A 22,194-nucleotide genomic window follows, 5' to 3' on the forward strand; every position below is an offset into this window, starting at 1 on the left:
TTCACATGGAGCACAGTGAAATCGAACGCGTCGCGCAAGGCATGCCGTCCGGCCGCGAAGACGATACGCGCTACGATCCGGCGTACGACCCGCTGGTGTCGCCGGGACCGGGCTGGGGCAAGCAATACGCGCCGACCTACTGGGTCGCGACCGCGGGCACACCGCCCGAAGACGATGGTCCGATCACGGCGGATGTCGACGTGGATGTGGCGATCATCGGCGGCGGCTATACCGGGCTCGCCACGGCGCTTTGTCTCGCGCGGGAGCACGGCATCAAGGCGGTCGTGCTGGAAGCCAACAAGACGAGCTGGGGCTGCAGCAGCCGCAACGGCGGGCAAGGTCAGAATGCCTCGGGCCGGTTGTCGCGTTCCCAATGGATCGAACGTTGGGGTAAAGACGTCGCGTTGAAAATGCACGACGAGATTCAGGAAGGTTTCGATAACTTCAAGTCGCTGATCGCGGAGATCGATTGCGATCCGCAACCCGGCGGCCACTTTCTGATCGCGCACCGTCCGCGCATCATGCAGAAGCTGGCGGCCGAGGCCAAGGTCTGGAAAGACGTGTTCGGCTATCCGTCCGAGCTGATCGACAAGCAGACCTTCCAGCGCGAGTACGTCAACGATCACGAAGCGGCCGGCGCGCTGCACGAGCCGGAAGGCATCGGCATTCATGCATTGAAGCTCGCCTTCGGCTATCTGCGGCTGGCCCGCGAAGCGGGCGCCAAGGTGCATCCGGCGAGCCCCGTGCTCGGCTGGGAAACGATCAACGGCGTGCATCATTTGCGCACACCTGGCGGTATCGTGCGGGCGCGCGCGGTCGGCATTGCAACGGGCGCGTATACGGCGCAAACGCTGCACAATTCGCTGCGCAGCCGCATCATGCCGATCCTGTCGAATTCAATGGTCACGCGACCGCTCACGAAGCAGGAAATCGACGCGTGCAACTTTCGCACGACCCAGGTGCTCACCGATACACGCACGCTGCGCTTCTACTATCGCTTCCTGCCTGACAACCGCTTGCAGATCGGCAGCCGTTCCGCGATCACCGGCGCTGACGCGCCCAATTCGCGCCACTACGATCTGCTGGTGGAAGGCATGTTGCGCAAATTTCCGGCCTTGCGCGGCGTCGCGATCGATTATTCATGGTGGGGCTGGGTGGACGTCAGCCACGACATGATGCCGCGCGTGTATCAACCGGATCCGATGCAGACGGTGTACTACGCGCTCGGCTACGGCGGCAACGGCGTGTCGTATTCGCAGCAGGCCGGGCGGCGGCTCGCCGAACGCATCGCGGGAAAGGGCGCGAAACAGACGCTGCCGATCTTCACGTCGCCCTTGCCGGGGCACCCGTTTGCGCCATTCCGGCGAATCGGCCAGCGGATGCTGTATCAGCTTTATTTCCGCCGCGACGAAAAGCCCTGATGCCGCGGGCGGAGATTCACCCGCGCGCATGCGGCGCTGAACTCGCAGCTTGCCGCGCGCACGACGCACACTTGCACCATGCGCCCTGGCTGCGCGGTGCTTCATAAAAAATCATAGGGCGAGACGCATGGGCGTCCTCGCCTCATCCAGTCTTGAAGACGGCAGGACCTGGGCGGCTGCATGGCAGACCGGCCCGGTCCGCGATCGGATAACGGAACGTGGAGGTGACATGCAGCGATCTACAGATACAACGGAATTGAAGGCGGGCCTCAAACAGCGCCACATGACGATGATCGCGCTCGGCGGCGTGATCGGCGCGGGGCTCTTCGTCGGCAGCGGCGTGGTCGTGCAACAGGCCGGCCCCGCGGCGGTGCTGTCGTTTCTGATCACCGGCGCGCTGGTCGTGCTGGTCATGCGGATGCTCGGCGAAATGGCCTGCGCGATGCCGGCCGTCGGCTCGTTCTATGAATACGCGCGGCTGGCGTTCGGCGGCAAGCGCGCCTCCGGCAATCTCGCGGGCTTTCTGACCGGCTGGATGTACTGGTATTTCTGGGTCATCGTCGTCGCGGTGGAGGCCGTGGCGGGCGCGAAGCTCGTGCAGTTCTGGTTGCCGGATGTCCCCGCGTGGGCGATCAGTCTCGTATTGCTGGTGACGCTCACGGCGACCAACCTGGTCTCGGTCGGCAGTTACGGCGAATTCGAGTTCTGGTTCGCGTCGATCAAGGTCGCGGCGATCATGGTGTTTCTGTTTCTCGGCGGCATGTACGTGCTGGGACTGTGGCCCGCGGCGAAGCACGTCACCGCCGTGCTGCCGACGCTGCTCTCGCACGGCGGCTTGATGCCGAAGGGCATCGGACCCGTGCTGAGCGGCGCGGTCGCCGCCACGGGCTTTTACTTCGGCGCGGAGATCGTCACGATCGCGGCGGCTGAAGCGCAGGAGCCGGCCAAGGCCGTCGCCAAAGCGACGAACTCGGTGATCACGCGCGTGCTGGTTTTTTATGTCGGCTCGATCCTGCTCGTCGTCGCGCTGGTACCGTGGAACTCTCCGAAGATGGCGACGCCGTACGTCAGCGCGCTCGATGCCATGGGTATTCCGGCCGCCGCCAGCGTCATGAACGCGATCGTGCTTACCGCGGTGTTGTCGGCGCTCAATTCGGGGCTCTACGCCGCGTCGCGGATGATCTTCGCGCTGACGCGCCATGGCGACGCGCCTGCCGCGCTCGCCAAGGTCAATCGCCGCGGCGTGCCGGTGCGCGCGATTCTGATTGGCACCGTGTTCGGCTACGCGTCGGTGGTGATGTCGTATGTGTCGCCGGATACGGTGTTCGCCTTCCTCGTGAATTCGTACGGCACGGTGGCGATTTTCGTCTACGTCCTGATCGCGATATCGCAACTGAAACTGCGCGCTCGCATCGAGCGGGATACGCCAGAGAAACTGCGCGTCAGGATGTGGTGCTACCCGTATCTCACGTGGGTCGCGATCATCGGCATGGTCGGCATTCTGGTGGCGATGGCGTTCATTCCCGAGCAGCGTCAGCCGTTGTGGTTCGGGGTCGCGAGCCTCGGCGTGCTGCTTCTCGCTTATCTGCTGCGCGTCCGCAAGACGGGCGCCGGGTTCAGCGAACCGGACACGCTGGAATACCGGCACCACCATCACTGATACGAGAATGGCGTGTCGGTTGTAAAAAACGAGATGATTTGTATCGAAAAAAGAAAGTGCGTATGATGGACCGGCGAGGCCGCGCCAGCCTGTTTGCTGGGCGCCGGCCGCCGTCGTGACGAAGTGCGGAGGAGATCGTAGTGACCGATATCGTGACAGGCAAGCCGGACCGGATGGTCTCGGTGCGCACGTTGTTTGGCATCGACTCAGGCTTGATGGTGCCGGCCTTCAGCGAACGCGACGACCACGTTCCGGAAATCGACGAGGTGTACCGCTTCAATCCTGAAGTGACGCTGGCGATTCTCGCCGGCTTCATGCGCGAGCGCCGCGTGATGGTGCAGGGCTTGCACGGCACGGGCAAATCCACGCACATCGAGCAGGTTGCGGCGCGCCTGAACTGGCCCTGCGTGCGCGTGAATCTCGACGGGCATATCAGCCGTCTCGATCTGGTGGGCAAAGACGCGATCATCGTGCGCGACGACGTGCAGGTCACCGAATTCCAGGAAGGCATCGTGCCGTGGGCGCTGCAACGGCCCATGGCGTTGATCTTCGACGAATACGACGCCGGCCGTCCCGACGTGATGTTCGTGATCCAGCGCATTCTCGAGCGCGACGGCAAATTCACGCTGCTCGATCAGAACCGCGTGATTCATCCGCATCCGTACTTCCGGTTGTTCGCCACGACCAATACGGTCGGCCTCGGCAATCTGAACGGCCTTTACCACGGCACGCAGTTGTTGAATCACGCGCAGATGGACCGGTGGAACGTGGTGGCCACGCTCAACTATCTCCCGCGCGCCGAAGAGGCCAGCATCGTGCTGGCGCGCGTGCCGGAACTCGCCGACGAGACCGGCCGCGCGCTGATCGAGTCGATGATCAGCGTGGCGGAATTGACGCGCAAAGGCTTCGCCACCGGCGATCTCTCCACGCTGATGTCGCCGCGCACGGTGATCGACTGGGCGGAGAATTGCCAGATCTTCCGCGATCCGGCGATGGCGTTTCGCCTGACCTTCGTCAACAAGTGCGACGAGGCGGAACGGCCCATCGTGGCCGAGTATTTCCAACGCTGCTTCGATAGGGAGCTGGAAAGCGCGGCGGAGCGCGAGGCGCGCTCGACGGTGCCGCAATGACGCCTGCCGAGCGGCAAGCGACACGCCGCGCCGAACAGCGTCAGAACCTGTGCGCGGCGGCGGTGCGCGCATTGACCGGGGACGCCGGGCTGCATTACCGCGCCGGCCGTCTGTACCGTGGCCTGCGCGCGCTGCCCCTGCACGCGCCGCATCTGCGCACGGACCCGCAGGTCGACGATCTGATGTCCCTGCGCGGTGCCGCGGACGGCGCTGCATTACGCCTGACGCATTCCGATGCTCAGCTCCACGCGAGGCTGTGTCCCGCCGAGCCGATCGAGCGGCTCCTGTTCGAACTGTTCGAACAGTTGCGCTGCGAAGCGCTCGCACCGGCCAGCATGCCGGGGCTCGCGCAGAATCTGCGCCATCGCTTCGAGACATGGTCGCGCGCTTTCTATCGCACTGGACTGATCGACGGGCACCTGGGCATTCTGCTGTACACCGTGGCCCAGATCGTCTGGTCGCGTCTGTCGGGCTGGCCCGTACTGGAAGAGACCGAAGGTCTGATCGAAGCCACGCGTGCCGCGATCACGCCGACCTTGGGCGTGCCGCTCGCGGCACTGCGGCGGCATCGAATGGAGCAGGGCGAGTTCGCGATTCATGCGCTCGAGTTCGCCCGTCTCGTTGGCGTGATGATGCGTGAAGCGCGCGCGCAATCCCTCGAAGAAGACGAGCAGGTACCGGAAGACGACGAAGCCGTGCGCGCCATGTTCACGCTCTGGTTCGACACCGACGAAGGCGAGCAGGTCGACATGGGCCTCGCCGCCACCGGCGACAGCCGCGTTCTCAGAGACGCCGGGCATCGCTACCTGGCGTACACCACGCGCTACGACCGCGAGTTCGTGCCGGGCTCGCGCATACGCAGCGAGTTACTGGCGGAATACCGCGACCAGCTCGACAAGCGCATCGCCGCGCAACGCATCAACGTGCCGCGGCTCGCGTATGCGCTCAAGGCCGCGCTCGCGGTGCCGCAACGCGACGGTTGGTCGTTCGGTGAAGAGCACGGCCGCATCGATGGCCGGCGTCTCGCGCAACTGGTCAGCTCGCCGGCCGAGCGGCGTTTGTTTCTGCTTGAACGGCACAAGCCGATCGCCGATTGCGTGGTGAGTTTTCTGATCGATTGTTCGGGGTCCATGCGAACCTATATCGAGCCGGTGGCGCTGCTGGTGGACGTGCTCACGCGCGCGCTCGATCAGGCCGGTGTCGCCAGCGAGGTCTTGGGTTTCTCGACCGGCGCCTGGAACGGCGGCCGCGCGCGGCTCGACTGGCTGGCCGGCGGCCGGCCGCATCATCCGGGGCGGCTCAATGAGCTCGCCCACCTCGTCTTCAAGGATGCCGCGACGAGTTGGCGGCGCGCTCGCGCCGACATCGCCGCGTTGTTCAAGGCCGATCTGTTCCGCGAAGGCGTGGACGGCGAGGCGGTCGACTGGGCCTGCACGCGGCTGCGCGCGCGTGCCGAGGCGCGGCGGATTCTCGTCGTGATCTCGGACGGCAGTCCGATGGACAGCGCCACCGCTCAGGTCAACGACACCTACTACCTGGACAATCACCTGAAGCAAGTAGTCGCACGCAACGAAGCCGCGCATGACGTCGAATTGCTGGGCCTTGGCGTCGGACTCGATCTCAGTCCGTATTACCGCCGTTGTTTTGCGGTCGATCTGTCCACACCGCCGGATATGTCGCTGTTCGCCGAACTCGTCGGATGGATCGGCGCACGGCGGTAGGTGGACCGTGGCGTTATCAGGCGCCTTAGCGGATCAACTGCTGCAACGCATGCAGAATCAGCGAGCCGCCAATCACCACCAGAATCGCATACGCGATACGGCGCGTCATCACACCCGACAGAGGCGGCGGATACTGCCGCGCCACGATCGTCATCAGCGCGACGACCGGGACCGCGAACGCGGCCTGCATCCAGAGATCGGCGTCGAGTTGACCCTCGTACGCGCTAAACAGCGTGCGAGTGATCGACGTCACCGTAAAGATCAGAATCAACGCGTAGCGGATCTGCACGAGCGAGAGCGGCTGGCGATAGAACTGAAAAATCAACGGCGGCCCGGATACACCGAACATGCCGCTCAGCAGCCCACCGAACACCCCGCTGACGAAGAAACTCCGATTGCCTGAGCGGCAAGCGAGCGGAGCCGGCCGCAGCGCCGCGCTCAGGCCGCCATACAGCACCACGGCGCCCAGCAGCAGTTGCAACACGCCGGAAGCCGCATTGCTCAACAGATCCAGCACCAGCACGCCGGCGACCACCGACGGCAGAATGCCCAGCGTAGCGGCGCCCACCGCGCGCCAGTCGATGTGATGAAGTTTGCCGGGCAGGGCGGTCGCGCTGTTGGCGAGGGTCACGAGGCTGAGCAAAGCGGCGAGACTCGTGACCGGCGCCAGGTCGAGGCCGCTGGCGGCGCCGATGACGATCATGCTCAGACCGAAGCCGGTAATGGTTTGAAAATAGCTCGCGACGCCCATCAGTGCGAGGAGCGGCAGCAACTTCTGAACGATCATGAATGAGACGGTGTGAGGAGGGCGTCGGGATGCGTGAGCGCGGCTTGAGCCTGAACCGCGGTGACGGCGGTGACGTAGTAGATGTCGTCCGCGCTGCAGCCGCGCGACAGGTCATTGGCGGGCTTGCGCAGGCCTTGCAGCAAGGGGCCGATCGCCTTCGCGCCGCCGATCCGCTCGGCCAGCTTGTAGCCGATGTTGCCCGCCTCGAGACTCGGAAACACCAGCACGTTGGCGTGGCCCTCCACCTGCGAGTGCTTGACCTTGCGCAGCGCGATTTCGGAGACGATAGCCGCGTCGAGTTGCACGTCGCCGTCGATCGCGAGATGCGGGCGGCGTTCCTGCACGATGTGGGTGGCGTTGACCACTTTGTCGACGGCCGCATGATGAGCGCTGCCGCTCGTCGAAAACGACAGCATCGCCACGCGCGGCTCGTCCATCAGCAGGCTTTTTGCGCTGTCCGCCGCGGCCATCGCGATCTCGGCGAGTTGGGCGGCATCGGGTTCCACCACGAGCGCGCAGTCGGAAAAGATCAGGCCGCCCTTGAGCGTGTGGAACGGCTCGCACAGCATCATCAGGAAGAAGCTCGACACGAGCCTGAATGAAGGCGCGATACCGATGATCTGGATAGCGTTACGCACCACGTCGGCGGTGGTGTTGACCGCGCCGGACACGGAACCGTCGGCGTGGCCGAGGCGCACCATCAGGTTCGCGAAGCATAGCGGGTTGAGGATTTCGCTCTGCGCTTGTTGGAGCGTCATGCCTTTCTTGCTGCGCAGAGCGAACAGTTCGTCGGCATATAACGGTGCTAGCGCCGAAGTGGCGGGGTCCACCAGTTCCATACCGTTTAGATCGACGTCGAAGCGAGCGGCGGCTTCTCGGATGCGCGTGGCGTCACCGACCAGCAGAATGCGCGCAATGCCTTCGCTGCTCGCGCGCTGCGCCGCCTGCAACACGCGCGGATCCTCGGCCTCGCTCAGCACGATGCGCATCGGCGAATGGCGCGCTTGTTCAATGATGCGGTTGATGGCTTTCATAGGAGTGGCCGTTTGGAAAGGCAGCGAGACGTACAACGAAGAAGCCGGAGACAGAGCGCCCGCGCGGGCGCAACTGTTTCCGGCCTGTGAGCGCAGCGGGCTCCGTCCGTCTGAGCACGAAGCCCGCCGGCGCCCAAAACGCTCAGACGTAGTCCTTATACTTGTCGAGCATGCGCACCGGCTTGGAGAGCGCGTCGCGGCGGAACGGATCACCCAGTTCACGGGTACACATGATCTCGATGATGGTGGTCTTGCCGTGGTTCATCTGCGCGTCGATCGCGCGCTTGAGCGCCGGGCCGACATCTTCGAGACGGTCCACCACGATGCCCTCGGCGCCCATCGCGCGGGCAATGGCGGCGAAGCTCTGGTTGTCGAGTTCACCCGCCACGAAGCGGCGATTGTAGAAGTCCACCTGGTTCTTCTTCTCGGCGCCCCACTGACGGTTATGGAACACCACCGCCGTCACCGGAATGTTGTGGCGCACGCAGGTCATGGTCTCCATCAGGCTCATGCCCCATGCGCCATCGCCCGCATACGAAACGGCCGGGCGATGCGGCGCGGCGACCTTGGCGCCGATGATGGTCGGAAACGCGTAGCCGCAATTGCCCCAGCTCATCGCCGCGAAGAAGCTGCGCGGCTTGTTAAAGCGTAGATAACTGTTGGCCACCGAGTTGATGTTGCCGATGTCGGTCGAGACCATCACGTCCTCGGGCATGGCCTTTTCCAACTCGCGCAGCACCTGGCGCGGATGCAGATAGGTGCCGCCGCCGGGCGTGCGTTCCTGCTTCTGCTCCTCGATCATGTCGAGGCTGTAGGCGTCGCGTTCGTGCGTCCAGTCGTCGAGCTCTTTCTCCCACGCCGCTTTCTCCGATGCGATCTGGCCGCCGCGTTCCTCGCGCGTGGCGTCGCAGGCAATCTTGCGTCCGGCAAGGCGCTCGGTCAGCGCGACGGCAGCGGCTTTCGCGTCGCCGCAGATGCCCACTGAGATCTTCTTCACCAGGCCGAGCATCTTGTGGTCGGCATCGATCTGGATGATCTTGGCGTTGGTCGGCCAGTAGTCCATGCCGTGCTGCGGCAGCGTGCCGAACGGTCCGAGGCGCGAGCCGAGCGCGATCACGACGTCGGCGCGCGACAGCAGCTTCATCGCCGCCTTCGAGCCCTGATAGCCGAGCGGACCGCACCACAGCGGATGGTTGGCGGGGAAGGAGTCGTTGTGCAGATAGCTGTTGACCACCGGTGCGTTGAGGCGCTCGGCGAGCGCCTTGCACTCTTCGATCGCATCGGCCATCACCACGCCGCCGCCGGAAATGATCACCGGAAATTTGGCTTGCGCGAGCAGTTCGGCCGCTTCGTTCAGGCTTTGCTCACCACCCGCGCCGCGGTCAAGACGCTGCGGCTGGGGGATCTCCACCTTGACCTGACCGTAGAAGTAATCGCGCGGGATATTCAACTGCGTCGGCCCCATCTCCGCCATCGCGCGGTCGAAGCAGCGGCCCGTGAATTCCGCCATGCGCGCCGGATGGGTGACGTGGCCTTGATACTTGGTGAACTCCTGGAACATGGGCAGTTGTTTGGCTTCCTGGAAGCCACCCAGACCGATGCCCATGGTGCCGGCCTCCGGCGTGACGATCACGACCGGGCTGTGCGCCCAGTAGGCCGCCGCAATGGCGGTGACGCAGTTGCTGATGCCCGGGCCGTTCTGGCCGATCACCACGCCGTGACGTCCCGAGACGCGCGAATAACCGTCGGCCATGTGGCCGGCGCCTTGCTCGTGCACCACCGGAATCAGGCGGATGCCGGCGGGCGCGAAGATATCCATGGCGTCCATGAAGGCGGAGCCCATGATGCCGAACATATCGGTCACGCCGTTGGCCGCCAGGGTTTCGACAAACGCTTCCGACGGCGTCATGGCCTGCGGGCCGCTGGCACGGTTGTCGGCGGTAGCGTCACGCGGGGAAGGATTCTGCTCGCTCATGGGGTGTCTCCAGCTCTTTGAGATAAGTGGAACAAAAAATACCGAAAAATACGTGGTGTCTGAAATGTAGGTCAGCGGTTCCTGTGCGTCAACCTAAATTCAAATAAATGGAACGTTGTGTATCAAAAAAAGTATGTGTGCCATGGCGACGAAAGGCGTCACTATCCCTCACTGCCATGGCAACGAGTACGTCTTCACGTTGGTAAAGCTCTTGATCGCTTCCTGAACGCCTTCCTTGTAGCCGAGCCCCGAATCCTTGATGCCGCCGAACGGCGTCAGTTCGAGCCGGTAGCCCGGCACCTCGCGCACGTTCACGCTGCCCACTTCCAGCTCCGCGATAAACCGCGTGATGTAGCCGAGCCGGTTGGTGCAGACGGAAGAGGACAGGCCGTAATCGGTGGAGTTGGAAATACGGATCGCTTCGTCGATATCGCGGAAGCGGATGACCGGCGAAACTGGCCCGAAGGTTTCATAGCGGACGAGCGGCATATCCGGCGTGACGCGATCGACTACGGTCGGCGAATAGAGCGCGCCGCGGCGCACGTTGCCGACCAGCAGCTTCGCGCCGCGGCTCACGGCGTCGTTGACTTGCGCTTCGAAGAACTTCGCGGCGTCCTCGTCGATCACCGTCCCCATGTCGGTTGCAGGGTCGGCCGGGTCGCCGTAGCGTATCGCGCGGGTTTTCTCCACCAGCAATTCGACGAAGCGGTCCGCCACCGCTTCATGCACGAGCATCCGCTTGATGGCGGTGCAGCGCTGCCCCGAGTTTTTGTACGAGCCGGAAACGGCCAGCGTGCTCGCTTCGTCGAGGTCCGCGTCTTCCATCACGATGATCGGATCGTTGCCGCCCAGTTCCAAAACTGCTCGGCGGTAACCCATCTTGCTCGCGATGTATTTGCCGATGGCCACCCCGCCCGTGAACGTGATCAGATCGACGTGCCGGTTCGTAATGAGTTCGTCGGCGATGTCTTTCGGGTCGCCCGTCACCACCTGGAGCATTTGTGGCGGCAGGCCGGCGCTGTAGAGAATGTCGGCAAGCAGACACGTGGACAGCGGCACCTTTTCGGACGGCTTGACGACGATCCGGTTGTTGGTGGCGATGGACGGCACGATCTTGTGCGCCACCTGGTTCATCGGATGATTGAACGGCGTGATCGCGCAGATCACGCCGAGCAGCGGCTCGCGCTGCGTGTAGACGCGGCGCTGTTTGCCGTGCGGCGTCAGATCGCAGGAGAAGACCTGGCCGTCGTCCTTCAGCGCTTCATTGGCGCCGAAGACCAATACGTCGCTGACGCGGCCGGCTTCGTATAGCGAATCCTTTTTACAGAGCCCCGATTCCGCTGTAATCAGATCGGCGATTTCGGCGGTCCGCTCGCGCACGATATCCGCCGCGCGCCGCAGGATCTGCGCGCGCTCATAGCGCGTGAGCCGCGCGCGATAGGCGTGCGCATACTCGAAGGCGTGCCGCACGTCGTCCACGGTGGCTTTCGGAACGGCGCCGACCAGTTCGCGCGTATAGGGGTTGAACACCTCGATGATTTCGGTGCGCGTGATCTTTTCACCGCCGATACGCATGGCCTCGTGCCGAACTGCACAAGGCATCCTGGGTTTGACGATGGCGTTCAAGCGGCCCCCTCACTGGATTGACGATCGCGGAAGATAAATGTCTTACCGTTGAGGTTGATATTGCCGTTGGGCACGGCAACGGGGTAGAGCCAGCTTGGGGGAGTCGCTGAGTCCAGCGCCGGGTCCCTACGTGACGCAAAAAAGAAAGGGCCCGAAGAAGGGCCCATGTCAGCGAAGTACCGCGACGCTTTCTCAGACTTTGCCTTTCCAGGGCACCAGCACGCGCTCGATATAGCGCATCAGCAAATCGAAGCAGAGCGCAAAGAAGCCGATCACGATGATCCCCATGATCACCACGTCGCTCGCGAGGAATTCCGCCGCGTTGAGCACCATGAAGCCGAGGCCGCTGGTCGAGGCGACCATTTCGGCGGCCACCAGCGTGGTCCAGCCCACGCCGATGCCGATTCGCATGCCGGTAAAGATCTCCGGCATCGCCGACTTCAGGATCACGTACAGCACCACTTGCGTACGCGAGGCGCCCATCGAATACGCGGCGTGAATCTGTTCGATCGACACCGACCGCACGCCGGCACGCGCGGCAATGGCGAGCGGCGCGAAGATCGCCAGGTAGATCAACAGCACCTTCGAGAATTCGCCGATGCCGAACCAGATGATGATGAGCGGCAGATAGGCGAGCGGCGGCAACGGCCGGTAGAACTCGATGGGCGGATCGAATGCGCCGCGCGCGAAGCGCGACACGCCCATCATCACGCCGACGGGTATCGCCGTCAGACAGGCGAGCGCGAATGCGCCGAACACCCGCAGCAGGCTGATGCCGGTGTGCTGCGCGAGTGTCGAGTTGGCAAAGCCTTCCGTCGCGACAAAGATGAACTTCGCGTAGACGGCCTGTGGCGACGGCAGGAACAGCGGCTTGATCCAGTGCAGATTGGTCGCCGCGAACCAGAGTGCGATGAACGCGGCGACGGTGATGAGGCTGGTGGCGACACTGCTGCCTTGCCCCGGCACGCCGAACGTGTCGCCAGGCCGGGCGGGTTTCTTCGCGAGCATACGAGGTCCGCGCCCCGGTCGGCGGGGCGGGCGGACCGGCGTGTTCGTCTCCATGGGCGCGGCCTCGCCGTGCAACACGGCATGAGCGGATTTAGAACTAAACATGAGCGACTCCGGCCTCGGCGCCGTGCAGCTTCTCGTCGCCGTAAATGATGTTGAGGACACGCTCGCGCATTTCGATGAAATCGGGACTCGATTTGATCGCCCGTGCGTCGCGCGTTTCGAGAAAACGGCGATTGAAGTCCAGTTCGTAGGTATGCGTAATGCGGCCGGGACGCGGCGACATCACGATCAGCCGGCTCGCGAGGAACAGTGCTTCCTCCACGCTGTGCGTGATGAAGAAGAACATCTTGTTGGTCTTCTTCCAGACGTCGAGCAGCAGCTCCTGAATAGTTTCGCGAGTGAGCGCGTCGAGCGCGGCCATCGGCTCGTCCATCAGCAGCATGGCGGGATCGCAGGTGAGCGCGCGGGCAATGCCGACGCGCTGCTGCATGCCGCCGGAGAGCTGATAGATCATGTGCTTGTGGAAATCCTGCAAGCCGACCAGCGCGAGGTTGCGCACGGCGATTTCGCGCCGCTGCGCGCGCGGCACGCCTTGCAGCTTGAGGCCGAATTCCGCGTTGTCGATCACGTTGAGCCACGGCAAGAGCGCGTGCTTCTGGAACACCACGCCGCGGTCCGCGCCCGGCCCCGCAATGGGTTCGCCACCGAGCAGCAACTCGCCCCGGCTCGGCGCGATGAAGCCGGCCATCAGCGATAACAGCGTAGTCTTGCCGCAGCCGGACGCACCCAGCGCGACCACGAAGTCACCCGAGCGGATAGTCAGGTTGATATCGTCGAGCGCCTGCACGGTCTGACCGGGACGCCGCCCCGGAAACACCACGCTCACGTTCTTGACAGTCATGTTTTCCATGTTGCCTCCCGATCCCAAGGATCACGGTTACGTCATTTGAGCTTCGCAGCGGCGTCGGCATAAGCCGGCGTCACGAATTTCGAGTAGTCGGGCAGGACGGCGCTGATCTGCTTCTGGCTCTTCAGGAATTCCGAGGTGTCTTTCAGCGCGAGCGCGGCGCGGCTCGTCGTGCCGCCGCCCAGCCATTGCGCGGAGGCCTGCTCGCCGAGCGTGGGGAACGCGTAGAGCGACAGCGATGCCGGCACGTCCGCCGGCGAGCCGCCGATCATCTTCGCGATGGCCGCGGCTTGCGGCGAGCCCGCATTCCATTGCGACGGATTGCTGCGGTATTGCTGGTCCGCGTCGGCGATTGCCTTGACGAGTTTCGCCATGAAGTCCTTGTGTTCCTCGCCCCATTTGCGATCGACCGCAATGCCGTCGAAGGTCGGCTTGCCGAGCTTCGAGAGGTCGCCGGACGTGATCAGCACCTTGCCGCTCTTCTTCAGCTCGGCGAGCGCGGGATCCCACACGTAGGCGGCGTCGATGTCGCCGCGCGACCAGGCGGCGACGATCTGATTGGGCTGCATGTTGAGAATCTTCAGGTCAGACGGATTGATGCCCCAGTGCTGCAGCGCGAACATGGTGTGATAGTGGGTCGTCGAAACGAACGGCACGCCGATGGTCTTGCCCTTCAGGTCCGCCGGCTTCGTGATGCCGGAGCCGTTGCGCACCACCATCGCTTCGGCCTGGTTGATGTTGTCGAGAATCCAGAAGAGTTGCAGATCGAGACCCTGGCTCACGGCGGCAGCGAGCGGGCTGGAGCCGATCACGCCGACCTTGACGTCGCCGGATGCCAGCGCGGTCGCGACTTTTGCGCCGGACTCGAACTGCCGCCAGTTGATCTTGTAGCCGGTGGCCTTTTCGATCGACCCGTTCGCGATGCCGACCACCCACGGATCGACGATCTGCTGATAGGCGATCGTGATTTCCTTTTCCTCCGCGTGGCTCGGTGTCGCCGCAAGGCTCGCCGTCGCGGCGAAAACCAGCGACAGGACGCAGCGTGCCGTCCATTGGAACCACGGCTTCGATGTCGGGTTTTTATGGCGTTTCATAATAGGTCTCACAAAGGTCTGAACAGCGGCTGTTTATGGAGCACGGAAGTCGTGTGGCCACGACGGGTGCTTGTCCCAATCGCCTTGGACGGGGTGAGTCGAGTATCGTCAGTAAAAAATAGAGCAAGTTAGTGCCAGACGGCGCCGATCGTTGAGTCCACATCGGCGCGCCGAAGCGCTCTGGCCGGCCCGCGCCCAACACCGCCAAGGCGGCAGCGGCTGTCACGCGCAGCATCGTCGTGACTGGCGCGGCTCTTTCACTTTCAGGAGGAAGCATGTCCAGCCGTACAGCGACGGCCCTTTGGACGCAGCGTTTTCAGCGTCCGGGCGACTCGAACATGAGCCTGCAGGGGCAGATCCGCCAGATGCTGGTGGCCGCGATTCTGGACGGCCAGCTGCCGCCGCAGACCGCGTTGCCGTCCAGCCGGGAACTGGCCGATCAACTGAGCGTCGCGAGAAATACGGTCGTGCTGGCGTACCAGCAGCTCGTGGAGGAGGGCTATCTGATTTCGCGCGAGCGCAGCGGGCACTTCGTCAATCCGGCGATGCTGGAGGGACGCCACGGCTTCAAGACGCCCGCGCAGACGGTCCCCACCAGCAGCGAGCACGACCAGGCGCCCGCGCGGCCCGATTGGGGCCAGCGTGTGCAACGCCGGCCGTCCGCGCAGCGCAATATCGTCAAACCGGGCAACTGGCAGGACTACGAATATCCGTTTATCTACGGACAGTTCGACCAATCGCTCTTTCCGACCAACGACTGGCGCGAATGCTGTATGAAGGCGCTTTCGGTGATGGAGATCCGCAACTGGGCGCCCGATCTTATAGGCCGCGACGACGATACGCTGATCCAGCAGATCCGCACGCGCGTGCTGCCGCGGCGCGGCGTGTTTGCGATGCCGGATGAGATCGTCATCACGATCGGCTGTCAGCAGGCGTTATATCTGGTCGCCGATCTGCTCGCGCGCCAGCGCACCACGGTGGGTTTCGAGAACCCCGGCTATCCGGACGCGCGCAATATCTTCGAGAACCGCAATGCGCAACTGGTGCCGCTGCCGGTGGATGAAGGCGGCGTGCGCCCCGTCGAGGATGCGCACCTGTTCGCCCAGTGCGACTACGTCTACGTGACGCCGAGCCATCAATGCCCGACCACGGCCACCATGCCGATCGAACGCCGGCATGCGTTGCTCGAACTCGCGCAGAAGCACGACTTCGTGCTGATCGAAGACGACTACGAAAGCGAGAACAACTTCTCGGGCCTGCCGCATCCGGCGCTCAAGAGTCTGGACAAGGCCGACCGCGTGATCTACATCGGCAGCTTGTCGAAGACGTTCGCGCCCGGCTTGCGTCTCGGGTATGTCGTCGGCCCGCGCGAACTGGTGCACGAATTGCGCGCGCTGCGCCGGCTCATGGTGCGGCATCCGGCGGCGTACATTCAACGTGCGTTCGCGACGTTTCTCGCGCTCGGCCATCACGACGCGTTGCTGCGTAGGCTGGCCCACGCTTATCGCGAGCGCGCGCTGGCGCTGATGGCGGCGCTCGATAAGCACCTACCCGAAGCGCGTCACATCCCGATCACGGGCGGGGCTTCTTGCTGGGTGGAAGGGCCGCCCTGGCTCGATGCCGTGCGTCTTGCCGCCGACGCCGAACAGCACGGCATTCTGATCGAACTGGGCGGCGTGTTCTTCATGGACGGACTGGAGCAGAAGCACTGTTTCCGGATGGGCTTCTCGGCGATCAAGCTCGACAAGATCGACGCCGGCGTACGCCTGCTGGCCGAACTCGTGCGCAAGCAGAAGCCCGCGACGTAACGCTTGCGCCCGTTATGGCGCCCGCGTCAGAAAGTGGCCGCGAGTTCCCTGGCAGCTTCCTGAAGACGCGGCACGAAATCGAGCGCGCGCGACAGCGGCGCACGCGAAACCGGCGCATGCACGGCGATCGCCGCGATGCACGCGCCGGTCTCATCGATAATCGGCGCCGCCACGCACACGATGCCGGCCAGAAACTCCTCGTTATCGATCGCAATGCGCTTGTGCGCGGTCCGGTCGAGTTCCGCTTCGAGCAGTTCCGGATCGGTGATGGTGTTCTGCGTGAAGCGTTCGAGTTTCAGCGCGCGCACGAGTGCCGAGCGCTGTTCGCGCGGCAGCATGGCCAGCAGCAGTTTGCCGCTCGCGCTGCAATACGCGGGAACATGCGAACCGGGTTTGAGATCGAGGCGCAACGGCCACGGCGCTTCCATGCGGTCGAGATACAGCACCTCGGTTTCATGCAGCATGGTGAGATTGCAGGTCTCGCCGAGATCGGCCACCAGACGCGCGAGGATCGCATGACGCAGGCGGCGCGCGCCGGAATGCATCACCACCCCCAACGCGAGTTGCGCGAGCCGCGGGCCGATCACGTACGCGTTCTTCTGGCCCGGCTCGCGGATCACGAGCCCGCCCGCCTCCAGCGAAGCAAGCATGCGATGCAGCGACGCCTTGGGCAACGCGACGTCCTGCGCGATGTCGGCAAGCGACACCGGGCCGTCCGCGTTGACGAGGTGTTCGAGCAGCGCAAATGCGCGCAGCGTCGGAGTATCCGCTTTGGTCATGCCTGCCGTTCCGGAAAATGGATCGGCGTCATTGTACAGCTCCGTTTTACGCCGCCCGCCCTTGGCGCCGCCGGCTGGGGACTCCGCCGTGTCTAACGGATCGCTCATGGGAAAGGCCTCAGCGCTCATGGTACGGATGCTCCGTGGAAGGGCCGGCGGATAACAGCGGAGCCAGCTTCAGCGCCGCGTCCTTGAGTTTCGGCACGGCCTTCAGCAGGTCGTTCAGACTCGCGCGCGCGGTCGGCGCATGAATCGCCAGCGCGGCCAGCACGTGCCCGTCGCTGGCATCGCGCACCGGCACCGCGACCGCCACCATGCCGCGCACCAGCTCCTCGTTGTCGATGCCGATGCCGCGCACGGCGAGCCGATCGAGTTCGGCTTCGAGCAGATTCAGTTCCGTCAGCGTGCCTTGCGTTCTGCGCTCCAGCGTCAGCCGTGCGAGCACGGGACGGCGCTCGGCCGGCGGCATCTGCGACAGGAACAGTTTGCCGCTCGCGGTGCAATGCAACGGCACACGCGTACCGGGTTGCAGATGCAGGCGCAGCGGTTCAGTGGTCTCCACGCGCTCGAGATAGAGAACAGTGTCGTGATCCAGCGCGGTGAGGTTGCAGGTTTCGCCGAGCGTGTCCACCAGCGAGCGCAGCAGCGAACGGCAGGCGCGCCCGAAGGTGTTGTTGGACAGCGTGGTGAGCGCGAGCTGCGCCGCTTTCGGGCCCAGCGTGATGCCGCGGTCCGTGCCGCGCGAATCGGGCAGATGCGTCACATAGCCCTGCGCTTCGAGCGATTCGATCAGCCGCATCAGCGTTGCTTTGGGAATGTGCAGGCGCAGCGAGAGTTGCGAAAGCGAAAACGGCTGACCCGCGGCTGCGAGTTGTTCGAGCACGGCCAATGCGCGCAGCGCCCGTGAATCCTCGGCGAGAGGTTCACCGCGTGGGGACGAGCAGAGTGCTTGCATACGCTTCCTTGCTGTCGATCAGTGGCTGTCCAGCGTCCGCGTACGCCGCGCGGGCCGGCGGGTCATTTCTAAAAGTGAAACAAAAACCGCAGTTTCTGTTTCAGATGAGCCGATAGTAGCGGGAATTTCTTGAACAGGAAACGGGCTGAACATAAATTTCAACGAAACATACCGTTTTTTATAAAACATGCAGGAGACAGGTCACATGGCAGACCGATTCGACTTTGTCGTCGTCGGCGCGGGATCGGCGGGTTGCGTGCTGGCGAACCGGCTTTCCGAAGGCGGCCGCTACTCGGTATGTCTACTCGAAGCCGGCCCCGCCGATCGCTTCATGTGGATTCATATCCCCATCGGCTATGGCAAGACGATGTTTCACCCGGTCTACAACTGGGGCTTCTATACCGATCCCGATCCGAACATGCATAATCGCCGGCTCTATTGGCCGCGCGGCCGCACGCTGGGCGGCAGCAGTTCGATCAACGGCCTGATCTATGTGCGCGGACAGAAGGACGATTACGACCACTGGGCCCGCCTTGGCAATCGCGGCTGGGGCTGGAAAGACTGCCTGCCGTACTTCAGGCGGCTGGAACACAACGAACTGGGCGAAGGTCCGACGCGCGGTGTCGACGGACCGCTGTGGGCCTCGACGATCAAGCAGCGCCATGAACTGGTCGACGCGTTTATCGCGGCCTCGAACTCGTTAGGCGTGGCAAGCATCGACGACTTCAACACGGGCGATCAGGAGGGCGTCGGCTACTACCAGTTGACTACCCGCCGCGGCTTTCGCTGCTCGACGGCCGTCGCTTATCTGAAGCCTGCGCGGCAACGCCAGAACCTGCATGTGGAAACGGATGCGATGGCTTCGAAGATTCTGTTCGAAGGCTCCCGCGCTTGCGGCGTGCAGTACCGGCAACACGGCGAGCTGCGGGAAGTGCGCGCCAATCGTGAAGTGATCCTGACCGCCGGGGCGCTGCAGTCTCCGCAATTGCTGCAACTGTCCGGCGTGGGACCGGCCGCGCTGCTGCGCGAGTTCGGCATTCCCGTGGTGGCTAACCGCGCGGGCGTCGGCGAGAACCTGCAGGACCATCTGCAAATCCGTCTGATCTATGAAGTGACGAAGCCGATCACGACCAACGATCAACTGCGTTCATGGACCGGGCGCGCGAAGATGGGCCTGCAATGGGCGCTGATGCGCAGCGGCCCGCTTGCGGTCGGCATTAACCAGGGCGGCATGTTCTGCCGGGCCTTGCCGGAGGAGTCGGCGACACCGGATATCCAGTTCCATTTCTCGACCTTGTCGGCGGACTCCGCGGGCGGCAACGTCCACGACTTTCCCGGCTGCACGTATTCGATCTGTCAGTTGCGCCCCGAATCGCGCGGCGTGGTGCGCATTCGCAGCGCCGATCCGCGTGAGGCGCCGTCCATCCAGCCGAACTATCTGGACACGGATCTGGACCGGCGCACGACCATCGCCGGCGTGCGTTTCGCGCGTCGCGTCGCGGCGGCCGAGCCGATGAGCGGGCTGATGAAACGCGAGGTGCGGCCAGGCGCGGACGCGCAAACCGACGACGAACTGCTCGATTTCTGCCGGGAGTACGGACAGACAATTTTCCACCCGTCTGGTACAGCGAAGATGGGCGCGGCAGGCGATCCGCTCGCGGTGGTCGACGAACGTCTGCGCGTGTACGGCACCCAGGGGCTGCGCGTGGTCGACTGCTCGATCATGCCGACGCTCGTGTCGGGCAATACCAATGTGCCGATCGTGATGGTGGCTGAAAAAGCGTCGGACATGATTCTGCACGACGCAAGCGGTGTCGATCGAGGTGTGGCGACGACGCCCGCGGCGAAAGTGGCCGCATAACATAGCAGGTGCAAAACAACGGCGGGCACTATCCGCCGCAATACGCAGCCGCGGGACGGCCAGCGAATGGACGCCCCGGAGGCTGCACATAAACCGCCCCGGAGGAGACAACTGGGGTTCCCGGCCGGCCGTGCGTATCGACACGCACGGCATGGCCGTCCATTGAGGAGCTGCTGCTATGGCAATCGATCCCCGCGCTATCCGTCGCGTTGCGTTCGCCAGTGTGATCGGCGCAACCGTCGAATGGTATGACTTTTTTCTTTACGGCGTGGTCGCCGGCATCGTATTCAACAAGCTCTATTTCCCCGCCAACGATCCGCTCGTGTCGACGCTGCTCGCCTATTCGACCTTTGCGGTGGGCTTCGTGACCCGGCCGCTCGGCGGCGTGATATTCGGCCATTTCGGCGATCGGATCGGCCGCAAGTCCGCGCTGATTCTGACGCTCGTCATCATGGGGATTTCGACGGCTGGCGTCGCGTTCATTCCCACCTACGCCCAGATCGGTATCTGGGCGCCGATCCTGTTGTTGTCGCTGCGCGTGTTGCAGGGCATCGGGCTCGGCGGCGAATGGGGCGGCGCGGTGTTGATGGCGTATGAATATGCGCCGCCTGAACAACGCGGCCTGTACGCGAGTTTGCCGCAGATCGGTTTGTCGATCGGACTATGTCTCGCATCGGGGATGGTCGCGGGCCTGTCCCGCTTATTGCCCGAAGCGGCCTTCCTGTCGTGGGGCTGGCGGATCGCATTCGGCGCATCGCTCGGTCTCGTTCTGATCGGCCTGTATATTCGCGCCAAAGTGATGGAGACGCCCGAATTCCTCGCGCTCAAACGCAATCGGCGCGAAGCGAAGATTCCGTTCGTCGACATGATCACGCGCTATCGCGGCGCCGTGATGCTCGGCATGGGCGCGCGTTATATCGATGGCGTGTTCTTCAACATTTTCGCTGTGTTTTCGATCGGCTACCTTACGCAACATGTCTCGATGAGCCGCACCGACGCCTTGCTCGGCGTGATGATCGCGGCGGGCGTGATGTGCTTTTTCATCCCGCTGTTCGGCAGCATGTCCGACAAGCTCGGCCGCGCGCGGGTGTATTTCTGGGGCTCGCTGATTTGCGGCGTGTCGGTGTTTCCGGCTTTCTGGCTCATTGAAATGCAGCCTGCCAACACGTTGTTGATCTGGGCGGCCATCGTGGTGCCATTCGGCATTTTCTACGCGATGGTGTACGGTCCTGAGGCGGCATTGTTTGCCGAACTGTTCGACGCCAAAGTGCGCTATACGGGTATCTCGTTCGTGTATCAGTTCTCCGGCATCTTCGCGAGCGGACTCACGCCGATCATTGCGACGATCCTGATGCGGCTGAACGGCGGAAAACCGTGGACGGTGTGCGCGTACGTGCTGTTCTCGGCATTGATATCGGCGCTGTCGGTGCGCGCGATCGAGAGGAAGCGGGGCGGTGCGTTCGATGCGGTGGTGCACGCGCAGTCTTGATTCGCAATTTGCTTTGGGTCGCAGAAGCGCGGCGCGCGGCGGCGTGCAGCACGTCGCCCACTAAGGCGCGCTCCCGGCCGCACCTAAGCTCGCGCCGCGTCATTCCCGAAACGTCTTCGCAGTCTCTTCCGCCGCGTGGCGCAAGTCAGGCACGAAGGCGAGCAGATCGTCGAGCGTGACTCTGCCCACCGGCGCCTGCACGGCAATCGCCGCGCAGGCGCGATTGCGATCCAGCATGACAGGCACCGCAATCGCGATCAGCCCTTGCAGATGTTCCTGATTGTTGATCGCGAGAAGCCGCCGCCGCGTGGTGGTCAGTTCCTTGCGCAACGCGTCGCGATCGGTGATCGTCCGTTCCGAATAACCGCGCAGCGGCAGCGTCTCGATTACGCGTTCGCGTCTGTCCTTCGGCAGAAAGCTCAGCAGCAGCTTGCCGCTCGCCGAACAATGCAAGGGCACATGCGAACCCGGTTGCAAATGCATGCGCAGCGGCCATTCGGTTTCGACGCGGTCCACATAGACGACATCGTTGCCGGAGAGCATGGTCAGATTGCAGGTCTCGCCGATTTTCGCCACCAGCTGTTCGAGCAGCACGTGGCGAGCGGCGGCCGGTCCCGCATGCATGAGCACATTGACCGCGAGCATGCGCACACGTGGCGAACATTCGTAAAGACGATCGCCCGCGCCGCGCGTGACGAGCCACGCATCCATCAGTTGCACGAGGATACGGTGGACGGTCTGCTTGGGCAGGCCGAGCGCATTGACGAGTTCCGTCATCGAAAGCGGGCCGCCCGCTTCGGCAAGCGTTTCGAGTACGCGAAACGCGCGCACTGCAGCTGCATTCGACTGGTTTGACGTCGACATCCCACTCCCTCGCCAGCGTATTCACAGCGTTGATTTTGCATCGACTTCATTGCTTTTCGGGACTATGGAAAG

At 63.7% G+C, this 22,194-nt stretch carries 17 protein-coding genes; 7 read left to right on the plus strand and 10 right to left on the minus strand.

The features are described 5' to 3' along the window. Positions 1-5: 5 nt before the first annotated feature. The 4 genes from P0D80_RS02475 (at position 6) to P0D80_RS02490 (ending at position 5,932) form a co-directional block, all read left to right on the plus strand. Positions 6-1,421, plus strand: a complete 1,416-nt coding sequence (locus P0D80_RS02475) for an NAD(P)/FAD-dependent oxidoreductase (RefSeq protein WP_207915704.1) — start codon at positions 6-8, stop codon at positions 1,419-1,421. A 229-nt stretch (positions 1,422-1,650) separates the two neighbouring features. Continuing rightward, positions 1,651-3,081, plus strand: a complete 1,431-nt coding sequence (locus P0D80_RS02480; RefSeq protein WP_408280864.1) for an amino acid permease — start codon at positions 1,651-1,653, stop codon at positions 3,079-3,081. Positions 3,082-3,221: 140 nt separating this feature from the next. After that, on the plus strand, positions 3,222-4,211 hold the full coding sequence (locus P0D80_RS02485; protein ID WP_408249125.1) for an AAA family ATPase: 990 nt from the start codon (positions 3,222-3,224) through the stop codon (positions 4,209-4,211). Then, positions 4,208-5,932 (plus strand): cobaltochelatase CobT-related protein, encoded by a 1,725-nt coding sequence (locus tag P0D80_RS02490; protein WP_408280866.1) that lies wholly within the window; start codon positions 4,208-4,210, stop codon positions 5,930-5,932. Before P0D80_RS02485 ends, P0D80_RS02490 begins: the two co-directional genes overlap by 4 nt. Positions 5,933-5,957: 25 nt before the next feature. Here P0D80_RS02490 and P0D80_RS02495 read toward each other — a convergent pair whose 3' ends face one another. From P0D80_RS02495 to tauA, 7 genes are all read right to left on the minus strand, one after another. Further along, entirely contained in the window at positions 5,958-6,719 is a 762-nt protein-coding gene (locus P0D80_RS02495; protein ID WP_408175116.1) for a sulfite exporter TauE/SafE family protein, read from the minus strand. Next, complete coding sequence (pta, locus tag P0D80_RS02500; RefSeq protein ID WP_408175114.1) at positions 6,716-7,753, minus strand: phosphate acetyltransferase; 1,038 nt, start codon at positions 7,751-7,753, stop codon at positions 6,716-6,718. The genes P0D80_RS02495 and pta overlap by 4 nt, the downstream gene beginning before the upstream one ends. A gap of 142 nt (positions 7,754-7,895) precedes the next feature. Beyond that, complete coding sequence (gene xsc / locus P0D80_RS02505) at positions 7,896-9,728, minus strand: sulfoacetaldehyde acetyltransferase (RefSeq protein WP_207915703.1); 1,833 nt, start codon at positions 9,726-9,728, stop codon at positions 7,896-7,898. Positions 9,729-9,896: 168 nt separating this feature from the next. Further along, positions 9,897-11,330: a phosphonoacetaldehyde dehydrogenase gene (gene phnY, locus P0D80_RS02510; RefSeq protein ID WP_408281453.1), complete on the minus strand. Its 1,434-nt coding sequence runs from the start codon at positions 11,328-11,330 to the stop codon at positions 9,897-9,899. 216 nt (positions 11,331-11,546) lie between these two features. After that, positions 11,547-12,467 carry an ABC transporter permease subunit gene (locus P0D80_RS02515; RefSeq protein ID WP_408175113.1) on the minus strand — a complete coding sequence of 307 codons (921 nt, stop codon included), beginning with the start codon at positions 12,465-12,467 and terminating at the stop codon, positions 11,547-11,549. Then, positions 12,460-13,275, minus strand: a complete 816-nt coding sequence (locus tag P0D80_RS02520) for a taurine ABC transporter ATP-binding protein (RefSeq protein ID WP_408175111.1) — start codon at positions 13,273-13,275, stop codon at positions 12,460-12,462. The genes P0D80_RS02515 and P0D80_RS02520 overlap by 8 nt, the downstream gene beginning before the upstream one ends. Before the next feature lie 32 nt (positions 13,276-13,307). Further along, the gene (gene tauA, locus P0D80_RS02525; protein ID WP_408175110.1) at positions 13,308-14,366 is read right to left on the minus strand and encodes a taurine ABC transporter substrate-binding protein; all 1,059 of its coding nucleotides are present in this window, start codon (positions 14,364-14,366) and stop codon (positions 13,308-13,310) included. A 275-nt stretch (positions 14,367-14,641) separates the two neighbouring features. Here tauA and pdxR point away from each other — a divergent pair, with 275 nt between their 5' ends. Then, on the plus strand, positions 14,642-16,174 hold the full coding sequence (gene pdxR / locus P0D80_RS02530) for a MocR-like pyridoxine biosynthesis transcription factor PdxR (RefSeq protein ID WP_408280875.1): 1,533 nt from the start codon (positions 14,642-14,644) through the stop codon (positions 16,172-16,174). Between the two features lie 26 nt (positions 16,175-16,200). Here pdxR and P0D80_RS02535 read toward each other — a convergent pair whose 3' ends face one another. Next, a complete protein-coding gene (locus P0D80_RS02535; protein ID WP_408281456.1) occupies positions 16,201-16,953 on the minus strand; it encodes an IclR family transcriptional regulator in 753 nt (250 codons plus the stop codon). A 118-nt stretch (positions 16,954-17,071) separates the two neighbouring features. Further along, positions 17,072-17,908, minus strand: a complete 837-nt coding sequence (locus P0D80_RS02540; RefSeq protein ID WP_132377972.1) for an IclR family transcriptional regulator — start codon at positions 17,906-17,908, stop codon at positions 17,072-17,074. 205 nt (positions 17,909-18,113) lie between these two features. Here P0D80_RS02540 and P0D80_RS02545 point away from each other — a divergent pair, with 205 nt between their 5' ends. Further along, positions 18,114-19,769, plus strand: coding sequence for a GMC family oxidoreductase (locus P0D80_RS02545; protein ID WP_408280879.1), 1,656 nt, complete (start codon positions 18,114-18,116; stop codon positions 19,767-19,769). 178 nt (positions 19,770-19,947) lie between these two features. Further along, the gene (locus P0D80_RS02550; RefSeq protein WP_408280882.1) at positions 19,948-21,258 is read left to right on the plus strand and encodes an MFS transporter; all 1,311 of its coding nucleotides are present in this window, start codon (positions 19,948-19,950) and stop codon (positions 21,256-21,258) included. A gap of 99 nt (positions 21,259-21,357) precedes the next feature. Here the strand turns inward: P0D80_RS02550 and P0D80_RS02555 are convergent, their stop codons facing one another. Beyond that, positions 21,358-22,122 (minus strand): IclR family transcriptional regulator, encoded by a 765-nt coding sequence (locus P0D80_RS02555; RefSeq protein WP_132377965.1) that lies wholly within the window; start codon positions 22,120-22,122, stop codon positions 21,358-21,360. Between the last annotated feature and the right edge of the window lie 72 nt (positions 22,123-22,194).

Source organism: Paraburkholderia sp. RL17-373-BIF-A (assembly GCF_046030175.1).
GTDB lineage: Bacteria > Pseudomonadota > Gammaproteobacteria > Burkholderiales > Burkholderiaceae > Paraburkholderia.

What these genes read in the sequence shown, in the direction of transcription:
- P0D80_RS02475 (WP_207915704.1), top strand. Translation starts at nt 6, where the DNA reads ATGGAGCACAGTGAAATCGAACGCGTCGCGCAAGGCATGCCGTCCGGC.
- P0D80_RS02480 (WP_408280864.1), top strand. Translation starts at nt 1,651, where the DNA reads ATGCAGCGATCTACAGATACAACGGAATTGAAGGCGGGCCTCAAACAG.
- P0D80_RS02490 (WP_408280866.1), top strand. Translation starts at nt 4,208, where the DNA reads ATGACGCCTGCCGAGCGGCAAGCGACACGCCGCGCCGAACAGCGTCAG.
- P0D80_RS02495 (WP_408175116.1), bottom strand. Translation starts at nt 6,719, where the DNA reads ATGATCGTTCAGAAGTTGCTGCCGCTCCTCGCACTGATGGGCGTCGCG.
- pta (WP_408175114.1), bottom strand. Translation starts at nt 7,753, where the DNA reads ATGAAAGCCATCAACCGCATCATTGAACAAGCGCGCCATTCGCCGATG.
- xsc (WP_207915703.1), bottom strand. Translation starts at nt 9,728, where the DNA reads ATGAGCGAGCAGAATCCTTCCCCGCGTGACGCTACCGCCGACAACCGT.
- phnY (WP_408281453.1), bottom strand. Translation starts at nt 11,330, where the DNA reads ATGCCTTGTGCAGTTCGGCACGAGGCCATGCGTATCGGCGGTGAAAAG.
- P0D80_RS02515 (WP_408175113.1), bottom strand. Translation starts at nt 12,467, where the DNA reads ATGTTTAGTTCTAAATCCGCTCATGCCGTGTTGCACGGCGAGGCCGCG.
- P0D80_RS02520 (WP_408175111.1), bottom strand. Translation starts at nt 13,275, where the DNA reads ATGGAAAACATGACTGTCAAGAACGTGAGCGTGGTGTTTCCGGGGCGG.
- tauA (WP_408175110.1), bottom strand. Translation starts at nt 14,366, where the DNA reads ATGAAACGCCATAAAAACCCGACATCGAAGCCGTGGTTCCAATGGACG.
- pdxR (WP_408280875.1), top strand. Translation starts at nt 14,642, where the DNA reads ATGTCCAGCCGTACAGCGACGGCCCTTTGGACGCAGCGTTTTCAGCGT.
- P0D80_RS02535 (WP_408281456.1), bottom strand. Translation starts at nt 16,953, where the DNA reads ATGACCAAAGCGGATACTCCGACGCTGCGCGCATTTGCGCTGCTCGAA.
- P0D80_RS02540 (WP_132377972.1), bottom strand. Translation starts at nt 17,908, where the DNA reads ATGCAAGCACTCTGCTCGTCCCCACGCGGTGAACCTCTCGCCGAGGAT.
- P0D80_RS02545 (WP_408280879.1), top strand. Translation starts at nt 18,114, where the DNA reads ATGGCAGACCGATTCGACTTTGTCGTCGTCGGCGCGGGATCGGCGGGT.
- P0D80_RS02550 (WP_408280882.1), top strand. Translation starts at nt 19,948, where the DNA reads ATGGCAATCGATCCCCGCGCTATCCGTCGCGTTGCGTTCGCCAGTGTG.
- P0D80_RS02555 (WP_132377965.1), bottom strand. Translation starts at nt 22,122, where the DNA reads ATGTCGACGTCAAACCAGTCGAATGCAGCTGCAGTGCGCGCGTTTCGC.